This is a genomic window from Oribacterium sp. C9, from assembly GCF_002007235.1.
In the GTDB taxonomy this organism is placed as follows: domain Bacteria; phylum Bacillota; class Clostridia; order Lachnospirales; family Lachnospiraceae; genus Oribacterium.
This window is the reverse complement of the sequence record NZ_MUHW01000022.1, coordinates 34,533-55,487: the sequence shown is the minus strand read 5'-3', so window position 1 is coordinate 55,487 and position 20,955 is coordinate 34,533. Positions and strand designations below refer to the sequence as shown.

Annotated in this window: 18 protein-coding genes; 15 read left to right on the top strand and 3 right to left on the bottom strand. The window is 44.6% G+C overall.

The window, feature by feature from the left end; all coding sequences use genetic code 11:
- Positions 1 to 169: 169 nt before the first annotated feature.
- On the bottom strand, positions 170 to 1,255 hold the full coding sequence (locus tag BXO88_RS13100; RefSeq protein ID WP_168171708.1) for a ribonuclease H-like domain-containing protein: 1,086 nt from the start codon (positions 1,253 to 1,255) through the stop codon (positions 170 to 172).
- Positions 1,256 to 1,464: 209 nt separating this feature from the next.
- Between BXO88_RS13100 and ruvA the strand changes: the two genes are divergently transcribed.
- The 7 genes from ruvA (at position 1,465) to BXO88_RS13065 (ending at position 9,291) form a co-directional block, all read left to right on the top strand.
- Complete coding sequence (gene ruvA / locus BXO88_RS13095; protein ID WP_078038176.1) at positions 1,465 to 2,094, top strand: Holliday junction branch migration protein RuvA; 630 nt, start codon at positions 1,465 to 1,467, stop codon at positions 2,092 to 2,094.
- 27 nt (positions 2,095 to 2,121) lie between these two features.
- Positions 2,122 to 3,132, top strand: coding sequence for a Holliday junction branch migration DNA helicase RuvB (gene ruvB / locus BXO88_RS13090; protein ID WP_078038175.1), 1,011 nt, complete (start codon positions 2,122 to 2,124; stop codon positions 3,130 to 3,132).
- Between the two features lie 173 nt (positions 3,133 to 3,305).
- Positions 3,306 to 3,752, top strand: a complete 447-nt coding sequence (locus BXO88_RS13085) for a cell division protein ZapA (protein ID WP_078038174.1) — start codon at positions 3,306 to 3,308, stop codon at positions 3,750 to 3,752.
- Positions 3,753 to 3,770: 18 nt separating this feature from the next.
- The gene (locus BXO88_RS13080; RefSeq protein ID WP_078038173.1) at positions 3,771 to 5,153 is read left to right on the top strand and encodes a peptidase U32 family protein; all 1,383 of its coding nucleotides are present in this window, start codon (positions 3,771 to 3,773) and stop codon (positions 5,151 to 5,153) included.
- On the top strand, positions 5,146 to 6,264 hold the full coding sequence (locus BXO88_RS13075) for a U32 family peptidase (protein ID WP_078038172.1): 1,119 nt from the start codon (positions 5,146 to 5,148) through the stop codon (positions 6,262 to 6,264). Before BXO88_RS13080 ends, BXO88_RS13075 begins: the two co-directional genes overlap by 8 nt.
- A 1-nt stretch (position 6,265) precedes the next feature.
- Positions 6,266 to 7,801 carry an FtsW/RodA/SpoVE family cell cycle protein gene (locus tag BXO88_RS13070; protein ID WP_078038171.1) on the top strand — a complete coding sequence of 512 codons (1,536 nt, stop codon included), beginning with the start codon at positions 6,266 to 6,268 and terminating at the stop codon, positions 7,799 to 7,801.
- Positions 7,801 to 9,291 (top strand): peptidoglycan D,D-transpeptidase FtsI family protein, encoded by a 1,491-nt coding sequence (locus BXO88_RS13065; RefSeq protein WP_078038170.1) that lies wholly within the window; start codon positions 7,801 to 7,803, stop codon positions 9,289 to 9,291. The genes BXO88_RS13070 and BXO88_RS13065 overlap by 1 nt, the downstream gene beginning before the upstream one ends.
- 52 nt (positions 9,292 to 9,343) lie before the next feature.
- On the opposite strand, the gene BXO88_RS17270 is transcribed toward BXO88_RS13065, so the two are convergent.
- Positions 9,344 to 9,529 (bottom strand): helix-turn-helix domain-containing protein, encoded by a 186-nt coding sequence (locus BXO88_RS17270; RefSeq protein ID WP_078038169.1) that lies wholly within the window; start codon positions 9,527 to 9,529, stop codon positions 9,344 to 9,346.
- On the bottom strand, positions 9,519 to 10,400 hold the full coding sequence (locus BXO88_RS13055) for a KilA-N domain-containing protein (protein ID WP_078038168.1): 882 nt from the start codon (positions 10,398 to 10,400) through the stop codon (positions 9,519 to 9,521). Before BXO88_RS13055 ends, BXO88_RS17270 begins: the two co-directional genes overlap by 11 nt.
- Before the next feature lie 345 nt (positions 10,401 to 10,745).
- Between BXO88_RS13055 and BXO88_RS13050 the strand changes: the two genes are divergently transcribed.
- The 8 genes from BXO88_RS13050 (at position 10,746) to BXO88_RS13015 (ending at position 20,953) form a co-directional block, all read left to right on the top strand.
- Positions 10,746 to 11,462, top strand: coding sequence for a hypothetical protein (locus BXO88_RS13050; protein ID WP_139355593.1), 717 nt, complete (start codon positions 10,746 to 10,748; stop codon positions 11,460 to 11,462).
- An 18-nt stretch (positions 11,463 to 11,480) separates the two neighbouring features.
- On the top strand, positions 11,481 to 12,146 hold the full coding sequence (locus BXO88_RS13045) for a hypothetical protein (RefSeq protein WP_078038166.1): 666 nt from the start codon (positions 11,481 to 11,483) through the stop codon (positions 12,144 to 12,146).
- A gap of 40 nt (positions 12,147 to 12,186) precedes the next feature.
- Positions 12,187 to 13,245 (top strand): hypothetical protein, encoded by a 1,059-nt coding sequence (locus tag BXO88_RS13040; protein WP_078038165.1) that lies wholly within the window; start codon positions 12,187 to 12,189, stop codon positions 13,243 to 13,245.
- Positions 13,246 to 13,409: 164 nt separating this feature from the next.
- A complete protein-coding gene (locus BXO88_RS13035; RefSeq protein WP_078038164.1) occupies positions 13,410 to 15,383 on the top strand; it encodes an ABC transporter ATP-binding protein in 1,974 nt (657 codons plus the stop codon).
- On the top strand, positions 15,383 to 17,161 hold the full coding sequence (locus BXO88_RS13030; protein ID WP_078038163.1) for an ABC transporter ATP-binding protein: 1,779 nt from the start codon (positions 15,383 to 15,385) through the stop codon (positions 17,159 to 17,161). The genes BXO88_RS13035 and BXO88_RS13030 overlap by 1 nt, the downstream gene beginning before the upstream one ends.
- A gap of 142 nt (positions 17,162 to 17,303) precedes the next feature.
- A complete protein-coding gene (locus tag BXO88_RS13025) occupies positions 17,304 to 17,960 on the top strand; it encodes a hypothetical protein (protein ID WP_078038162.1) in 657 nt (218 codons plus the stop codon).
- A 59-nt stretch (positions 17,961 to 18,019) separates the two neighbouring features.
- Complete coding sequence (locus BXO88_RS13020; protein WP_078038161.1) at positions 18,020 to 18,646, top strand: cytidylate kinase-like family protein; 627 nt, start codon at positions 18,020 to 18,022, stop codon at positions 18,644 to 18,646.
- A 189-nt stretch (positions 18,647 to 18,835) separates the two neighbouring features.
- The gene (locus BXO88_RS13015; protein WP_078038160.1) at positions 18,836 to 20,953 is read left to right on the top strand and encodes a zinc-ribbon domain-containing protein; all 2,118 of its coding nucleotides are present in this window, start codon (positions 18,836 to 18,838) and stop codon (positions 20,951 to 20,953) included.
- Positions 20,954 to 20,955 lie beyond the last annotated feature (2 nt).

Below are 20,955 nucleotides of genomic sequence, written 5' to 3'. Positions count from 1 at the left end.
GTTGGATTGCATATAGTCTAAATTACGACTATATGAGATAAAGGTCGTCGACTCAATATGAGCAATCTTTTTATATTTGACATTAAAAACGCTTCCCTGAACCCTTATTTCAATGGATTCAGGGAAGCGATTATTATATGTAGCGTTTAGTTTTCTGTAGAATGATAGTCTAGGTTTTGATTTTCAGCTGACCGAGAACAGATTTGAGATAATTTCCGGCAAGGGTGTCGTCACAGAACAACCCTTCGTCAAACTTTGCATAGAGCAGTTTATCTTTATATTCCTTCAGCAGCGTAGGTGAGAAGATGGGTTCGGGTTCCGGCAGGAAGAGGCCGTTTACCTTCTGGTAGCAGTTCTTTGCACAGGCCTTCTTTCTGTATTTTCTGTCAACGAATTCAGCAACGGATTTGTGAATTGCTTTGTCCTCCATGGGAAGGTAATAGTAATTCTGATAGTCCGGATAGAAGAACTTGAGCTCACCTTCGTAAAGTGCAGCACAAAGATTAAGTTCCGATTCCGTGATGTTTATAAACCAGTTATCAAGCTTTATGTCAAGAGGAATGGGAACGGAAAGGCAGCTGTATGTCAGGCTAAACACCTTTTTTCCGGTGGAGGGCAGGTCCACAAGCTCCTGAGATTTAAGTGAAAAGTCACCGGTCAAAGCATAAATGTAGCTTAGTATGGGAAGGACATTGGGCATGTTCTCTATGTCTTCTGCATTGTGAAGCAGTAGGCAGTTCAGCTTTTCTTCAGTCGGATTCTGCTGCCAGTCGAAATATACATTTATGAGCTCGCCGCCTGAGAACTGATCCTCCCTGTAGATCCCCAGGAATTTTTCGCAGGTCTTAAGCTTGAGATTCGGCAGTTCCAGTAGCTTTTTCAGGGGACGAATCTTTTTGAAAATGTCAAAGCTCGAAACATTATCAAAGGAAAAGGGCAGCTCGTACTGCTCAACCATATGGGTCAAAAAGGGTATGTCAAATCCGTCGCCGTTAAAAGAAATGAGAACCTTCTTTGTAGAAAGAAGTGTGAAGAAATTGCTGAGTACCGTGACTTCGTCGGATACATCCTCACAGAAATACTGGATAAGCTTCCAGCCATCATCATAGGTCAGAAGTCCTATGAGATATAAACCGGATTTCCAAACAGACAGTCCAGTGGTTTCGATATCAAAAAACATGATGTCTTCCGGAGGTGCAATCAGTGAAAGATCAAATGATGTATTCAGTTCAATAGGTTTTTCTATGCGAATCAAAGCGTTCCTTTCCCTCATACAAAATCAGTGTCAGAGAGATTCTAGCATGTTCTGAAAAATAAACCAATTGTCAAGATACACAGAGAGTAAAGATGAACTGTTACATGAAATATCATGAGGTGAGGCAGCCTTCCGGTGTATCGGCTGGCGTTTGCACTGGAGTTGTGATATTCTTTTGAAAGAAAAAATCAATCTAAAGGTGATAATTAATGATCAGTTTTATACACGGTAAACTAGCTGAAATTCAGGATGGATTCATAGTTGTGGAGGCATCCGGGGTTGGATACGGTATCAGAGTTCCTGCCACGGTGATCTCAGGACTGCCATCCATGGGTGAAGAAGTTAAGATATATACATATTTTTCCCTGAATCAGAACGGTGTTGAGCTTTGCGGCTTTCTGACTCCCGAGGACAGGGAGATGTTTACGATGCTCCTTTCTGTAAGCGGAGTGGGACCTAAGGCGGCACTGGGAATCCTTAGTGCCCTTTCTCCCGATGACCTGAGAATGGCCATAGTAACAGGAGACAGCAAGTCCATTTCCAAGGCCCCGGGAGTAGGTACAAAGACTGCCCAGCGAATAGTCCTGGATCTAAAGGATAAGCTGGATGCCACAGAGGTCTTCAGTACGGCTATGGATCGTGGAAGTGAAAAGAACTCAGCATTGGCGAACTCAACTCTAGGCATGAGAAGCGCCCAGAGAGAAGCCATCGAGGCTCTTGTGGCTCTCGGATATTCGGAGCTGGAGGCCGGAAGGGCAGTGAAGAAGGTGGAGATCACAGCCGATATGACTGTTGACCAGATCCTGAAGCTCAGTCTCAAGAATCTGAGCTTTTTGTAAAGATTTGAACAAAGGAATTAATTATAGATGGAACGTCGCGTTATAAATACAGATGAAACGGTTGAAGACAGACAGCTTGAACCGAAGATAAGACCTCAGAAGCTTGATGACTATATCGGTCAGTCGAAGCTCAAGGAAATGATGAAGGTATACATTACCGCTGCAAAGAACCGCGGTGAGTCTCTGGACCACTGCCTTTTTTACGGACCTCCGGGACTTGGAAAAACAACGATTTCAAACATCATCGCAAATGAGCTTGGTGTAAATATAAAGGTGACCTCCGGTCCCGCCATAGAGAAGCCGGGAGAGATAGCGGCGATACTTAACGGACTTTCAGAGGGAGATGTGCTTTTTGTGGATGAGATTCACAGACTGAACCGTCAGGTGGAAGAGGTACTGTATCCCGCCATGGAGGACTTCGCCATAGACATCATGCTTGGAAAGGATGCCACAGCAAGGTCCATAAGGCTTGATCTTCCGAGATTTACCCTGATCGGTGCCACCACGAGAGCGGGCCTTTTGTCGGCACCTCTCCGTGACCGTTTCGGAATCATTTCGAAGCTGGAATATTATAATAGAGAAGAGCTTATGCAGATCGTACTTCGTTCAGCGAAGGTTCTGAATGTTGAGATCGACGACGCAGGAGCCGAGAGAATAGCATTGAGATCCAGGGGAACCCCGCGACTTGCCAACAGGCTGCTTAAGAGAGTCAGGGATTTTGCCGATGTAAGATATGGCGGACGAATCACCAGGGAAGCGGCGGATGCGGCACTGGATATACTGGATGTTGATAAGCTTGGTCTCGATCAGAACGACAGAGCCTATCTTCTGACCATAATCGAGAAGTTCAACGGTGGACCTGTGGGAGTTGATACTCTTGCGGCGGCTCTCGGTGAAGACAGCGGAACCATCGAGGATGTTTACGAGCCATACCTTCTTATGAACGGACTTATAAACAGAACTCCGAGAGGTCGTGTGGCTACTGCCAATGCCTATAAACATCTTGGTATGGCGTATCAGGAGTCATTTGAAGGATAAAATTTCGTCAGCTGAAAAAGTCGATAAGAAATATATTTTTCTCGTTTAATAATCGATTTATGATAAAATAAATAGGTGAATTTGACAAATTCACAGTTGTGTAGTAACATTTTTTGGTTTTTTACTAAAGTTCCGCGCGATGCGCGATAAAAATAAGGATAGAGATAAAACCTATGGCAGAGAAGAACACAGTAGAAGTTGTTATCGATGGAAAAATTTATCAGCTTTCGGGAGATGCTACCGAGGGATATATGCATGAGGTGGCGAGCTATCTTAATCAGAAGATATATGACCTGAAGCGTCAGATTTCAAGCTACAACAAGCTGGATGACAACCTTAAGGCATTGCTGCTGCAGATCAACATCTGTGATGATCTTTTCCGCGAGCAGGAGAAGACCCGCAGATTTGAAAGAGAAAAGGATGAGGCAGAACGCGAGAGCTATAGCGTTAAGCACGATCAGGTGAAGCTTCAGATCAAGCTGGAGAATACTCTGAAGGAGCTGGAGAATACCCAGAAGCGCCTTGCGGAGCTTGAAGCCAGAGAAGCTGTAAGAGAGGCAAAGGAAAAAGCTATTTCCGATGACAGAGTGGCGTCCATAATCACCGGAGTCAGGAAATGACATAGAAATAAAAACAGTATGAAATTAAAAAGAGACAGACGTGTGGAGCTGCTTGCGCCGGCAGGCTCCTTCAGATCCGTCGTAGCGGCAGTTAATGCCGGTGCCGATGCCATTTACATGGGCGGCAGGAAATTCGGTGCACGTGCATACGCAGATTCAGCAAAAGCCGAGGAGGAAGATATGGTGATGGAGGCCATCCGTTACTGTCATCTCTTCTCGGTAAAACTTTATATGACGGTAAATATACTCTTTAAGGATTTAGAACTTAAAGAGCTTTTTTCGTACATAAAACCATATTATGAGGCCGGAGTTGACGGACTTATCATGCAGGATCTCGGTGCGGTAAAGAAGATAAGAGAATGGTTCCCGGATCTCGAGGTCCATGCCAGCACACAGGAGACCATATCCGGTGTGAACGGAGCCCGTATGGCACAGAAGTTCGGAATGACGAGAGCTGTATGCAGCAGAGAGCTGAGTCTTTCGGAGATCAAGCGTATTCATGATGAGACAGGCATGGAGCTGGAGGTATTCTGCCACGGCGCCATGTGTTACAGCTATTCCGGTGCCTGCTTTATGTCATCGCTCCTCGGAGGAAGATCAGGAAACAGAGGACGTTGTGCCGGAACCTGCAGACTTTGCTATGAGGCTATAAGCCACGGCGAGACTGCTTTTCAGGCTCGTGCAAAGGAAGGTGCCGGAGAGGAGTTTCATAAAAAGGCATATCTTCTCAGCATGAAGGATATGCAGACCATAGACCTTCTGCCGGAACTCATCGAGGCGGGAGCCTACAGCTTCAAGATAGAGGGACGTATGAAGTCTCCCATATATACAGCGGGAGTTGTGAGTGTTTACAGAAAGTACCTCGATCTCGCCATGAAGTATCTGGATGGAGAGATCCGAAGCTACAGTGTGGATCCTGACGATGTGAAGATACTGAGAGAGGTCTTTGACAGAGGCGGTGTCACAAGCTACTTAAAGAAGCATAACGGTGCAGATATGATCGCCACAGAGGAAAAGAAGTTCCGTGAGGTTGAGAAGTCCGTTCTCGATCATATCAACAGTACATACATAGACAGGAACAGGACCTTGAAGCTGGATGCGGACATCAAGCTAACTGTGGGTGCCCCTGTAGTTCTGACACTCAGTGATGCAAAGGGAAGGATGGTCACAGTGGTTTCCGAGGATTCGGTAGCCTCTGCAGAAAGCCATCCGATGGACGCGGAAAGCATTGAAACAAAGCTCCGTAAGACAGGCGGGACAGTATTTACTTTTGAGTCTGTCAATGTCTCTCTGGAAGGGGATATTTTCTATCCTGTAGGAAAGCTTAACCAGCTGAGACGAGAAGCTCTCGACATGTATGAAGAGGAGATTTTAAGTGAGTCAAAGAGACAACTTGTCTAAAAATAGTAAAAGAAGTTCCAGCGCCAGAAAGGTGCCTAAGGATAGCCGGACGAAGTCTGATAGAATTAAGAGCGAAAGCGGACCAAAGAGAAGGAGACTGAATCCGGGGCAGACCGGAGAAAGAGCATTTGCCGGTCAAAAGGACAGATATGTAAAGCGTGTGAAGGTATTCTCTGGAGAGTCCGGTCTTTCTGCTTCGGACTGGAACATGCCTGTGGCGGTTTCAGTGGAGACTGAGGAGCAGTTAGAGGCTGTTCTAGGAGAAAAGGCTGTTTCCCGTATCTACATAGATGAAGCATGCTTCGGTATCCCGGGGAGAGATGCCGGCGGAAAGCCGGGTAAAGGCAAAGCGGGAGAACAGGAAGCAGAAGCATTGGCGAAAATCATAAATGAGATTCATGATGCAGGAAAAGAGGCTGGCCTGAGACTTAGGCGTATCGAGAGAGATACGGATCCGGGGCTTGGTTCACTGTCACTTCTCAGGGGACTCATAAAGTTAGGGGCCGCTCCTGATATGCTGCTCATCCGTACTTTTGACGAGGCTATGATGGTCTCTGACCTCGAGACTTCAGAAACTGGTAATAAAGGTTTAAACCACATAAGGAAGATATTCGATTATACTTGTTACGGTTATAACACTGAGGCTGTGTCCATGCTCAGGGAGCTGGGGGCTGAGGAGCTTACTTATCCCATCGAGCTGAACTACAGGGAGTGCCTGAGTCTGAGGAGGGCAGTGAGGGCTCTTCCCGATGAGGAGCTTTCAGAGATGCCGTACGAGATTCTCGTGTACGGGCATCTGCCTATGATGGTAAGTGCCAACTGTATCAGGAAGACTTCCGCAGGCTGCGACCACAAGAACCGCTTCATGATTCTCCGTGACCGTATGCAGAAGGACATGCCGGTAAGGTGTTATTGCAAATACTGCTATAATCAGATTTTCAATGCTGAGCCTTTGGTGCTTTATGATCTTCCGGAGGACATTCGATCCCTTGAGCCTGAGCGCCTTCGCTATGATTTTTCAGTGGAGACAGGAACAGAGGTCAGGAAGATACTGTCAGGTGCCATACCTAAGGACATCACCAGGGGACATTTCCGTCACGGAGTTGAGTGATATGATAAATTTATACATTACAGCTACGAAGTACATTCAGCTGCTTCTGATAGCCCTGTATACCTATTGTAATTTCAGATTCTTATCCATACCCGATCAGGATGATGCGAATCCGCTGTGTGACTGGCAGCTTCGCATCATCCTGTTGGTGCATTTTCTGATGAATCTTACTGTATTTCTGAAGACGGGGGAGGTTTCAGCCCTTATTTTTTATGTTTTACAGCTCATATTTTTTATTCTTTACACATATTTTTCGGTTCGCATATATCGAAACATCAACAGGCTGCTTCTGAATAACACGGTCTTTTTTCTCGCCTACGGACTCATCACTCTTGAGAGACTGGACATGGGAAAGGCCATCAAGCAGTTCGTGATAGTCATAGGAGCTGCGGCGCTTACTCTGGTCATCCCGTATATCATAGACAAGATATGGGATATAAAGAGGTGGCGGTACCACTTTGCGGCATTCGGTATACTCATGCAGGGCATAGTTTTTCTTATCGGTGCCACGAGCTACGGTGCGAAGATGTCTATCTCCATCGGGGGCTTCACTTTTCAGGCTTCGGAGCTGGTAAAGATAACCTTCGTTCTCGCCGTGGCGGGTATGCTCAGTCAGGCGGAGAGCTTCCGGGACATCGTCATCACATCCCTTGTGGCAGGTGCCCACATGCTTATCCTTGTGTTGTGTAAGGATCTGGGCTCTGCGCTGATATTTTTTGTGGCATATCTCGTGATTCTTTTTATCGCCACAAACAGTGCTGTTTATCTGATGCTGGGAAATATTTCCATGTGCCTCGCTGCGGTATTTTCCTATTTTTCCTTCAGCCACGTGCGTACCAGAGTGTTTGCCTGGATAGACCCCTGGGCAGACATCGACAACAAGGGCTACCAGATAACCCAGTCACTGTTTGCCATAGGAACCGGCGGATTTGCCGGTCTTGGTCTCTATCAGGGTCTGCCCAACAAGATCCCTATCGTTGAGAAGGACTTCATCATTTCTGCCATTTCTGAGGAGATGGGGGCGGTGACTGCCATATGCATTACCCTCGTGTGTCTCGGCTGCTTCATGCAGATGATGGTGATAGGCACATATATGGAGGATACTTTCTATAAGTACGTCTCCGTAGGACTCGCCATCGAGTATATCGTTCAGGTGTTCCTCACCATCGGAGGTGCCATAAAGTTCATACCTTCGACGGGCGTTACGCTGCCTTTCGTGAGCTACGGAGGTTCTTCTCTGGTGTCAGCATTTATCGTTTTTGCCATAATCCAGGCCCTTTACATCATTCAGGGAAATGAAGACGAGGCTGACGAAAGGGCTTTTGACAATGTCTCCGGCGGGGCGGCATATGATGATCCTGAGTACATTGAGCCCGGCTATAATGATGCCGGTTATGAAGACGATGACTTCTATGATGGTGATTCGGATTACGAGGATTCTGACTATGATTATGATGAGCCGAAGGGAAGAGGAAAGTCAAATTCAAACAGAAGCTATAGAAATGAGAAAATCAGAGCAGAGGATCTGGAGATATAATGAATAGAAAATCACGATCCGGAATCAAAAAGACAAACAGAAATATAATAAGGGTCATTTACTTCTTTTCGTTTTTGTTCTTTGGAATGATAGGATATATGATCCATTTCATAGGATGGCGTTCCGATGAACTCATGGGTAATGCCTACAACCCGAGGATGGAGGTCTTTAATGAACGCTTCGTAAGAGGTGCCATCATTTCTTCCGACGGACAGGTGCTGGCGAGAACAGTTGTGAGTGACACGAGAAAAAATTCCGACGGAACAGAGAATCCGGGAGGCGCTTACACAGAGACCAGAGAGTACCCCTATGGAAAGACATTTGCACAGGCGGTAGGCTACTCCACAAAGGGAAAGACCGGAATCGAATCCCTTGCAAACTTTTATCTCATGGAGTCAAACTCAAATCCTGTGATACAGGTGGTCAATGAGATCACCGAGACCAAGAGTCAGGGTGACAATGTCATCACTACTCTTGACTCAGAGCTCCAGAAGATAGCCTATGAGGCACTGGAGGATCATAATGGTGCCGTCATCGCGGTAGATCCGAAGACGGGAGAGGTCCTTGCCATGGCATCTAAGCCGAGCTTCGACCCCAATACTATAGTTGAGGATTGGGACAGTATAGTAAATGATGAGAGTGCCGGTGCGCCGCTTCTCAACAGATGCACACAGGGGCTCTATGCTCCCGGCTCAACATTTAAGATCGTTATGGCTCTTGAATATATGAGAGAGCACCCGAATGACTATCAGAATTTTACTTTTAACTGCGATGGTGTGTATCGTGATGCGTCCAATTCAGACTATGTGGTACACTGCTACAGCGGAGAGGTTCACGGAGCCGAGGACCTCCACACTGCTTTTGCATATTCCTGCAATTCAGCATTTGCAAAGATAGGAACCATGATAAACAAGACGAAGCTTGCTGAAACAGCAGAACAGCTCTTGTTCAATCAGGAGCTGCCCATAGACGTTTCATCCAGTAAGAGTCGTTTCAATGTTACGGAGGATTCCGGTGTCTGGACTATGATGCAGACGGCTATCGGGCAGGGTGAGACCATGATGAGTCCTCTTCATGAGGTGATTCTGGCGTCCGCCATCGCCAATAAGGGTGTTCTTGCGGAGCCAAAACTTTTGAAGCAGGTTCAATCCTCTGACGGAAAGGTTATTAAGGTTTTCGGGGACCCGGCAACAAAACAGCTCATGACTGAAGAAGAGGCGTCGATTCTTTCATCCTTCATGAGATCTGTTGTTACCGACGGAACTGCCTCAAAGCTCAGGGATGCCGGGTACGCGGCTGCAGGAAAGACTGGCTCTGCTGAGGTAAGTAAAAATGGTGAGACTATCACAAATGCCTGGTTCACAGGCTTCGCCCCCTATGATGATCCTGAAATCGCTGTATGCGTAGTGGTGGAAGAAGGTGAGACCGGGGGAAGAACCGCAGTGCCTGTGGCAAAGCAGGTGTTCGATTACTGGATAAATAAGAAATAATGTGTAAATAAAGGCGGGAAAGTGCTGATAGAAGCATTTTCCCGCTTTTTATTCATGAATTATTTTTATATTGTTCGCGTTCCATATATATAATTCTTGACATCATATATATTACATAGTCTGGAGGAGTTCTAACGCCCTGTTCCCAATGGGATAGTGTTCCCAAAGGTATACGGAATTTTTTGGCAAATGCAGCCTGGGACAATCCGGTGATTTTTCTCAATTCCTTAATCAGCATCTGGATCACCGCCTTTTAAAAGCTTTGGATTTACATTTCCGAGTTTTCTTTTTGCAGCGTTTTTTTGAAGGATTTCTGTTTGTCTAAATGCTACCGAACGTAACTTTTGTAGTCGTTCCTGCTGAGTTAATCCCTGGGAAATCCATTCTGCATTAAAGTTTTCAAGATTAATAAGGACTATCAGTTCCTCGGCGGATGCATAATCCCTTATGTTCTCGCCTCTTTTAGCCTCTTCTGGATGTTCTTTTCGCCAATCCGTTGCGCGTTTTCCAAAGAGCGCAACATTCAAAAGATCGGCTTCGTTTGCAAATGTGTACGTCTTTTCTTCGCTTGTTAATTCGTCTGTAATCAGATATGCTTGAACGGCATCTGTATGGATGTGATAATTCAGTTTTGTAAGAGCTCTTTTTTCGTCCCATCCGATAGCTTTTCTTTCAGCTTCATCTTTCTTGAGCCGCTGATAATCTTTGATTATATAGAGTTTAAACTCCGGAGAGATCCAGGATGCAAACTCAAAAGCGATGTCAGAATGAGCATATGTTCCTCCGTATTTACCCGCTTTTGATCTTATTCCCTTGGCCTGCATTCTTTCAATCCATTGCTTTGGGGTCATAATGAGTCTTCCACGCTCGTTTCTAACCGATTGGAATTCCAATCGGTTAAAATCTTCCGGATTATGAATTTCTTCCCAGACTGCAAGAAAATCAATTGTTGAATAAGAGCTCATCCAATTAGTAATAACTACCCTTGGATCTTCGGAATTCTTGTATTTAGCTATATCCGTAAGACTTAAATAGCTATTATCGGAATCAGTGATATCAATTACACTTATTTCAACACCACTGGCATTAATCTTTGATTTTTGCGTCATTTATATCACCTCTGTGTATATCAATGATATATAATAATATATCATTGATATAGTTTGTTCAAGCATTATGGTAATTCAGACAGTTGAATATTTCAGATGACCACCGTATTCAAGGGAGATATTTTTTTAATAGCTGATAAAGATGTATATGATAGTTTTTAGAGAGCGAAATATTAAAATAGGAATTAAAAAGCTTGGCATATGGCCGAGCTTTTTAATTGGATAATTATAAAATCGGTGAAAAGCATTGACAAATCTGTGGGGGGGGTAGAATGGGTCACGTTACATCGCGCTCAGGGAAGAGGACGATAATAGTATTAACTGTTAGAAGGATCTGTTGTATAAGTGAAAAAAAGAAATATTGTAACGTTGGCAGTTTATTTCAATTTGTTGATGTGTATACAGGGAATGGCGGACACAAGGTATACCGTCAGGCCTGGAGATGATGTTCAGAATATTATCGACAATTGTAATGATGGTGAGACAAATAAAGTGACCATTTACATGAAGCCGGGAAAATATGATCGCTTTTCAGCAAAGTCTACCATTGATTCAACACCGAGATTTATAAGTTTTATAGGGGAAGGAGATGTGACAGTAGAAAGTAATTTAGGGTACTATAAAGCGCCGGCAGCAGAATTAAGGTTAAATGGTATCGTAGAAAACATCACATTTAAGGCAACACATCCGAAGGGTGTGATTAATACAACTGATTATGGGGCGTATGCTGTACATGCAGATTATGGTTCTATGAATACACTTTTTAGAAATTGTATTTTTATTTCGAATCAGACTGCGGCAGTAGGAATGGGACTTACACATGATAGCAAAGTCCACTTTGAAAACTGCAGATTTGAAAATAAATCAGACGGTTCATTTGGTAGTTGTTGGAAATTAGGAGCGGTGTATGCTCATACAGCTGTAGCTGATGTGAATTTAGTAGGAGCAAAATTAGATATAAATAGCTGTGAGTTCGAATATCCTGAAGAGGCATATGATGATATCGTTCTTCAGAATTTAAATGGGTCAACTATAGACTTTAATATGGATGTAAATATTTAAATAATAAGAGGATTTGTAATGAAAAAGAATAAAATTTTTATGACCACTATTGGAATAATTATTACATTGACTGTGACATCCTTCGCCGGAAGTTGGGGTAAAGGTTCCGAAGGATGGTACTATCTTAATGATGATGGTTCTTATGTAAAATCAGGATGGGAATGGATAGACGGTGATGCTGATGGTATAGCTGAATGCTATTACTTTGATGAGAATGGCTGGCTTCTTGAGGATACCACTACACCGGATGGGCATACTGTAGATAAAAGAGGTGCATGGATAAAAGATGGAGTCGTACAACAGAAAAACTCAATGAATCAGTTATCAAATGCTCGCGTTTGGACTGATGGAATATATACACTTGCTGATGCGACAAATGGTGATTATACATCAAGAGTGACTATTACCATTCAAGGGGATAAGTTGATGGTTAGTGAAGATGACTCATGGTCTGGCACTACAAATTCTGAATCATATACGTATTATGGAATGTCGTCGCTAGATAATGATTCGGCGGATTCTTTTATTTCAGATGTTCCGGATGATAGTGGCGATCGATTCTTATTGTTTGCCGCCTCGGATGGTAGGATTTATGGAATGCGTGAAAATAGTGAATATGGTGCGATATGTTGGTATGAGAGCATAGAAGAACATGAGGCATTCATTCAGAATTTTTGGAAATAGTAACTAGTTACAAGAGGAACATGTAAAGAGAGATTATGGTATGAAGAAAACTAAGAAGTATATCTTGATGATACTATCGATGGTATTATCAGCGCGCCTTTTTAACTTTGCAGCTTTTGCTTATACTGGATGGGTGCATTATACCTGGCAGGATTTTGCAAAAGTCAAGTCAAAAGATGGCAGTCAGACTTATGAAAATAATGATTCTAATGGTTCATTTGCATATTGGTATGAAGAAGGAAAGAAACTTAAGAATCAGTATACACCGGATGGAGTTTATGTTGGTGATTTTGGTTATGTTCCTGCAAGTTCTGTTAGTGTGACTAATTATGTGGAATTCCAAGATACAGAAGAGGGCAAAAAAATAGCTAAAGAAAAGGAAAATAATAGAAAATCCAAAGTCTCAAATAAAACTACCATGTCTTATAATGTACAGTCAAAGGAAGATTTATGGCTTGAAACCGACAAGTATTTTTCCAAGGAGTTATCTGATCAAACTATTAATCTTATAAAACAGTACACTCCGGAAAGTGGTTATGTGGATGTGTATTCACTTACTGATGACGATATAAAAAATATCATATTCAACAATAGCTATGATGGTCAGCCCTATTATAATTATGATGTAATGCAAATTCTTTATCGCTTTGAAAATCCTGTGTATCGTACATCAATTGGTTATTCTGATACTTATGGTAGGTTGAAGAAAAAAGGGGTAACAAATGATGCGCTCATTCGAGATCAGTATATAAGAGATTTTCTGAGATATCTTAATATTGCTAGATCTGCATATAATCTGAAACCGCTAGAATTAAAAGTCAAAGATGGAGGTAATTATTATACTTATTCGGATGGTGTAGCTGTGGGCTATAATAATGTGTCTGGCGGAAATGATGATTTGTTTGATGAAGGACCGTTGTTCACTGCTACTGACTATTGTACTTCCGTTATTCATGACTATCTGGTGCTGGGGGAAGATTATCATAATTCCAGATGGGGTGAAAAATTTAAACATAAAGGTAATATGTCGGCGAGGACTACACTTATAATTACAATTTACAAGGATGATGATACTGTCGTGGGAATTGATTTTAGCTGATTTTTATAAAGTAATTAGTGTGGCATAAACGGAAGGACGGTTTATATATCGGGCTATTTTTGGGCGAAAGTGACATCCCTTGACAAAGGGAGTATAATGGGTCTGCTGCGGGGAACCGCGGCGGACCTGTTTTGTTACAGGAATACATCATTTGGAGGTAATTTGTGAAGAGACTGTTATCTTACATTAAAGATTACAAGGTAAAAGCTGTGCTTGCGCCGCTGTTCAAGTGTCTGGAAGCCTGTTTCGACCTTTTGGTACCTATGGTTATATCCAGCATGATCGACACCGGAATAAAAAACGGTGATACGGGATATGTATTAAAGATGGGCGGACTTTTGCTGCTTCTTGCGGCCATCGGTCTTACCTGTTCCTTTACGGCCCAGTTCTTTGCCGCAAAGGTTGCCATACATACCGGAAAGGGTCTGAGAAATGATCTTTTCAGGCATATAAACACACTTTCCTACAGAGACATTGACACACTGGGAACCAGCACCCTTATCACCAGAATGACTTCTGATATCAATGCGGTGGAAAGCGGTGTCAACATGGCCCTTCGTCTTTTCATGCGTTCACCATTCATCGTTTTCGGTGCCATGGTTATGGCTTTTACCATCAATGTTAAAGCCGGACTTATCTTTGCGATGACTATCGCCATACTGTTTGCGGTAGTTTTCGGCATCATCCTTACAACTGCGCCTATGTACAAAAACAATCAGGCACAGCTTGATAAGATCATGAAGACAACCCGTGAGAATCTTCTCGGTGTAAGAGTTGTCAGGGCCTTCAATCGTCAGGCTTCGGAGATAGAGCAGTTCAAGAGAGAAAACGACAGACTTACTGAGATGCAGGTCAGCGTAGGACGTATCTCTGCGCTTCTCAACCCTGTGACTTATGTGATCATAAACCTTGCGGTGGTTTATCTCATCTACCGTGGAGCGCGGTTTGTAGACATTGGCACCCTTACCCAGGGTGGACTTGTGGCCCTCGTAAACTATATGTCACAGATTCTTGTGGAGCTCATAAAGCTTGCGAACCTTGTGATCCAGATAACCCGCGCCATGGCAAGTATGAACAGAATCGACGGCGTTTTCAGCATAAAGCCCAGTGTTCAGGAGCCTGCCAATGTTTCTGCCGGGGCTTCAGTGGCTTGGAAGGCAGATTCTGATGAGTCTAAGCTTGATATGAGAACCTCGAAGGGGACTTCAATGGAGGATTTAAAATCAAATGCTCCAAGTGGCAGATCATCCAAGGTTTCCTTCAGAAACGTGGATTTTGCCTATACAGAAGGTGCTGATCCTGCCCTTTCCGATATCACATTTGAAGCCATGCCCGGAGAGACCATCGGTGTTATCGGCGGTACAGGTGCCGGTAAGTCGACTCTCATAAATCTTATTCCGAGATTTTACGATGCAACAAAAGGTGAGATAGATATCGATGGGCGCCCTGTTAAGAGCTATGGTCTTTCTGAACTCAGAAACAAGATAGGCATCGTTCCCCAGAGAAGCGTGCTGTTCCGCGGAACACTCCGTGAAAACATGCAGTGGGGCAAGGAAGATGCCGGTGATGAAGAGATTTACGCTGCCCTCAGGACTGCCCAGGCTTTTGACTTCGTAGAGGAGAAGGGCCAGGGGCTTGAGCTTCCTGTTGAGCAGGAGGGAAGAAACTTCTCAGGGGGACAGAAGCAGAGACTTGCCATAGCAAGAGCTGTTGTGAGAAAACCTGAGATACTTATTCTCGATGACTCTGCATCGGCTCTTGATTTTGCAACTGATGCTGCTCTTCGTAAAGCCATAAAGCATGACACTGAGAACATGACTGTATTCATCATTTCACAGAGAGTTTCAACAGTCAGGAATTCAGACAGGATAATAGTTCTTGATGACGGTAAGGTAGCGGGTATCGGAACCCACGATGAGCTTTTCGAATCCTGCGAGGTTTATAAGGAAATCTGTCTTTCACAGCTTAATAAGGATGAGGCCGGACATCGCTCCGGAGATTCAAAAAATGCCTCAGCCGAAAACAGCAACGCAGTGGCAAAGCCTGAAACCAGAACCGGTTCTGTAGATTCTGAAAAAAGCGAAGTGAGTGCAGACAAGGCAGAGACATTGGCAGAAAACGGAAAGGAGGCAGAGTGATGGCTAAAGGGAAACCAAGAAAGATGACGGCGGAAGACCGTCGTACCATAGGACGAATCCTTCGTTATATAAAGAAGTACATGCATCTCGTTGTCCTGTCCATAATTCTTGCGGCAGTGACTGTAGTGCTGACTCTGTACCTTCCGATTCTCACAGGTTCTGCGGTGGATACCATCGTTGGAAAGGGTGAGGTTGACTGGACAAAGCTCCTCAGCACTCTGAGACTTATGGCGATCCTTATAGTCCTGACGGCACTTGCCCAGTGGCTCATGAACCACATCAACAACGTGGTTACCTTCAGAGTTGTGGAGGATATAAGAACAAAGGCCTTTAATCATGTGGAGGAGCTTCCGGTAAGCTACCTTGACAAGCACCCTGCAGGCGACCTTACAAGCCGTATCATTACGGATATCGATCAGTTCTCCCAGGGACTTCTCATGGGATTCACACAGCTTTTTACGGGTGTGCTTACCATTCTCGGAACCCTTGGATTTATGTTTTACATTGAGCCTGTCATCACGATGCTTGTTATCGTGCTGACTCCACTAAGCTTCGTGGTGGCAAGTCTTATCGCCAAGAGCACCTACAGCCTCTTTAAGCGTCAGTCTGAAAGCAGAGGAGATATCACGGCTTTCACAGAGGAGATGCTGGGAAATCTGAAGGTGGTTAAGGCATTTTCACATGAAAAGAAGGCTCAGGAGCAGTTTGAAAGCATTAATGAAAAGCTGTCAGGCTACAGCTTCAAGGCAGTATTTGTATCTTCACTTGTGAATCCTGCCACAAGATGCGTGAACAACATAGTATATGCGGCAGTTGGCGTCAGCGGAGCATTCATGGCCATAAAGGCACTGATTACAGTTGGTGAGCTGGTGTCATTCCTTAGTTACGCTAACCAGTACACTAAGCCATTTAATGAAATTTCAGGTGTGGCCACAGAGCTTCAGAATGCCATCGCATCGGCTTCAAGAGTTTTTGAGGTAATCGACGAGAAGGCGATGGTGCCGGATGCTCCCGATGCTGCTGTTCTCGGTGAGGGTGAGACTCTCAAGGGAGAAGTGAATATAGAGCATCTCTGGTTCTCCTATGTCAAAAATAAGGAGCTTCTCACAGATCTCAACATCCATGTAAATCCGGGTGAGACCGTTGCCATCGTTGGTCCTACAGGCTGCGGAAAGTCCACCCTCATAAATCTTCTCATGAGATTCTATGAGCCGGATCAGGGCTGCATCAAGGTTGACGGTCATGATAACAGAGAGGTCACCAGAGAAAGTCTCAGAAACAATTTCGGCATGGTGCTTCAGGAGACATGGCTTAAGGCGACTACCATAAGGAGAAATATCGCATACGGAAAGCCGGATGCCACCATGGAAGAGATCGTTGCAGCAGCGAAGAAGGCTCACTGTGACGGCTTCATCAGAAGGCTTCCTCAGGGCTATGACACAGTCCTCGGAGAGGACGGAGGTTCACTCAGTCAGGGACAGAAGCAGCTTCTTTGTATCGCGAGACTTATGCTCAGGCTTCCGCCAATGCTTATTCTGGATGAAGCGACTTCATCCATCGATACCAGAACCGAGCTTCATATACAGCAGGCATTTGACAGTATGATGGAGGGAAGAACCTCCTTCATAGTTGCCCATCGACTTTCCACTATCAGAAATGCAGATCTCATTCTGGTTCTGAAGGACGGAAACATCATCGAGCAGGGCAAGCATGAGGAGCTTCTCGCCCGTGGAGGATTCTATTCCACACTGTATAACAGCCAGTTCGCTGCAAGCTGACAGAAAATAAAGATCGTATCCTTACCATGAAGTGGGGTACGATCTTCTTTTATTTCGGGATTTTTCGTTATAGAATGGAATGAGTCGCAGCGCGAAGCGATCCGATATCGACCTTCGGCTGAAATTCAAAAAGGATCAAATTATGGAAAGAGTAAGAAGTTTTGTTACATCCCCTGTTAAATTTATAGATGAGAACAGATATGCCCTGTGGCTCCTGTATCTGCCTGTATATCTTTTGTATTTTGCGCTTCTTCAGCTCAGGGAGGTGCCGCTTGATTCTGTTCGTATCATTGAGATACCGCTGGACAGAATGATACCTACGATCCCGGCTTTTTTTGTTCCCTACGGTTTCTGGTGGCTGCTGTTTCCGGGTGCTCTTTTGTTCTTTCTTTTTTCAGGTACCAGAAGGGATTTCCTGAAGCTCTGCTTTATTCTCTTCGGAGGGTATACTATCTGCATGGTGGTATATACATTGTGGCCGAACGGACTTGAGCTGAGAGAAACACTGGAGGGCACAGACATATTTTCAATGGGAGTGCTCTGGTTAAGAAGCATTGACCCTCCCCGTAATGTCTGCCCCAGCATGCATGTTTCCAGCACTGTTGCTATCGATATAGTGGTGAGACAGTGCAGCTATATAAAGACCAGGTATAAAAATATGGAAACCGTGGTGGCGGTGCTCATCTGCATTTCAACAGTTTTTATCAAGCAGCATTCCATCGTGGATGTGGCTCTTGGCTTCATCATGAGCGTAGTACTCTGGGGAGTGTGGGAAAAGTTTTTCAGAAATGTTGAATGAATAAAACCCTGATGTTAAAATGAAATCAGGAATATTCTTAAGAGGAAGAAGGTGACAGTATGAGCATTAACTATGTAACGATTTCAAGAGAATATGGTTCAGGTGGACGTGAGGTCGGCAAGAAGCTGGCAGATAAGCTTGGAATACCGTTTTATGATAAGGAAATCATCGAGCAGACAGCGTTTAAGACAGGCTTTGCTGAAGAATACGTAAAGAAGCAGGGCGAGTATGCCAATGCTAAAAACTGGATCGAGTATTCATTCTCGGCACGTAACAGCTACGGTATGAGTCCTGAGGATTATCTCTGGTCAAAGCAGAGAGAGGTCATCCTTGAGCTCGTGGGAAAGGGGCCCTGCGTTATAGTCGGACGCTGCGCGGATTATATCCTTAAGGAGAGGAATGATGTTCTCAATGTATTCATTCACGCAAGCTATGAATGCAGAAGAGACCGTATCACCCGTATCTATAAGGATCCTGAGCATACTGAGAAGATGCTGAAGGACGTAGATAAAAAGCGTAAGTTCAATTACAGATACTATACCGAGCAGGAATGGGGCAAGTGTCAGAACTATGACATTACCCTCGATACGGGAACCCTCGGAGTAGATAACTGCGTTGATATCATCTTTGACATCTGTAAGACAAAGAACGTTGTTAAGGATGGAAAAACTGAGGAAAAAGAATAGTGGTCTTTATTAGCTGATCAGGTGTGGGTCTTAAAGATTTAAGGGATTTATGAGCTATAAGAGGACCGTGGAGATTGGAGGTGAGTGCCGTGAATACGGCACTCACTTTTTGTTGCAGAATACTGATAATGATGAATGTTTTTGACGAAATAAACTTATAGTGTATGCGATGCAGAGAGGAGAGAACATATGAGCGTATTCTGTACAAATTGTGGTTCCCCCATGGATGATGATGCAAGGTTCTGTCCGGAATGCGGTGCGGAGATGATTCCTGAATCAGAAGTCCCTAAAGCACCTGGTGAGACCTCCCGGGGAAATAATGTCTATGAAGCATCAAAAACCGGATATGTTAATACCGGAAATGTAAATAGTGGAAGTTATAATGGCGGAAATGCAAATTCCGGAAGCTTCGGAAATGGCGGATGGAGTGGTAATACCCAGGGAAGCGGTTCCTATACCGGTCCGTCTGGATCTTCGGGAAGTTACGGACAGGGAGCTTATCCCGGATCGAATATGGGGCAGGGTTCCTTCCAGAGACCACAGACCGGAGGTTATGGTGGAGGAGGTATGCCTCCTAAGAACAGCGGAGGTTTTCCCAAGATCATTTTTCTTCTACTGGGAATAGTGGCGATAGTTGTCGCTATCGTGATAGCCGTATTTGTGATCAAAGGTTTCACCAAAGGAAAGTCCAAAGATACAGATGAGACAACAGAGGCTGTCATCGAGACTGAGGTTGAGGATGAAAGCAGAGGAAGCAGAGAAAACGGGGAAGAGGTTGAGGAGACTACAGCTTCGAAGGCTACCGGAGATCTCGCAAATATAAAGCTCCCAGATGGCGCAGAGGTAAAGACGGATGCCATGTTATGGGATCTCATCGGTGAGTATAAGGGCGAGATCCAGATGACCAGGATAGAAGGCTACGAAAAGATGGACGGTGTCACAGAGGAGGCTATCAAGGCGCTAAATGAGATGCTTAAATCCCCGGTAGAGTGTGAGCTGGAAATCGAAGAGGACGGTCAGTGGAGCATATCCTGGCCCATGATGGGAAGGAAGTCCACCTTTGAAAGTGATGAATATGATAATCCTAAGGAGTTTACACCGGAGGAGATAAATGCTCTGATGATCACCATGCCTTCGAATGGAGTCTATCATGCCCGCATCGATAAGGAAGAGGAGGTTGATGACGGAAGCATGGGTAAGATGAAGCTGGAGCACATCGGTGCCTACTGTACTGATGGAGATGACAGGCTCATAGCGGGAAATTTCTTCCTGGAGCTTTCTATGAATGAAGTGGATGTGGTCATGCAGGGAGACTTCGTGGTTCACAAGACTTCAGAGGAATTTGCGAAGGAGGAAAGGGAAGTCATTGACTCTTTATCAGAGAAGAAAAAAAGTACTCTGGATGAGGATGAAGAGGAAGCAGACGATTCCGGGGAGGATAATGATTATAAGGGTCAGCTAGATTCGGATGCTCTCGGCAAAAAGGCAGAAGCATTGACAAAAAAGAATATGCAGGAAGAGGATGAAGCCGAGACCAAGGTGGAGATCCCGACGGTTTCCGGAGGAAAGTGGAAGCAGGTAGGATCTGAGTGGATGTATGAGAAGGACAAAAAGCTGGTGAAGAACAGCTGGATACTCCATAAGAATGTCTACTACTACGTTGATGAAAACGGATTTATGCTTACGGATGGCTACACTCCTGACGGATATTATGTCGGAAAGGACGGAGCGTGGGATCAGAAGAAGTCAAAGTATGATAAATCAGGAGGTAATACTACTTCAGAAGTACTTTCAGAGTCAGAGCAGAGGGAAATAGCCGATGAGCTTTCTACAAGCGAAGATGCGCGTGCCCTCGATTTTGACTGGTTCTATGACTATGTGCTGAACAATGGACGTGAAAACGGTCGTGTCATCACCGATAAGAAGCTTGCGAGGAGAATAACAGATGAGCAGGCGGCGCTGAACGGAGGCTGGAAGGCGTTCATGTTCACGAAGGACGGAGATTACGGTTCTGACGGTGAGAGATATCTCAATGCTACTGTCGATACAAAGGGCAACAAGTTCAACATCACCTTAAACTGGAAGTATTTTATCGATCCTGTCTCCAAAAAGACGATAACGGAAACCGGACATACTACTTTCAAGGGAAGCTATGATGATCTGGAGGGAACTGCCGTCTGCAGGACTGATGATGCGATGATCGAATTTGATGAGTTCTATATCTCAACTGACGGGCAGACGGAATATGCTGTAGGAACTTTCCACTGGATCTCAGGTGAGATCGATCAGATAGCATTGATGAGATAGGC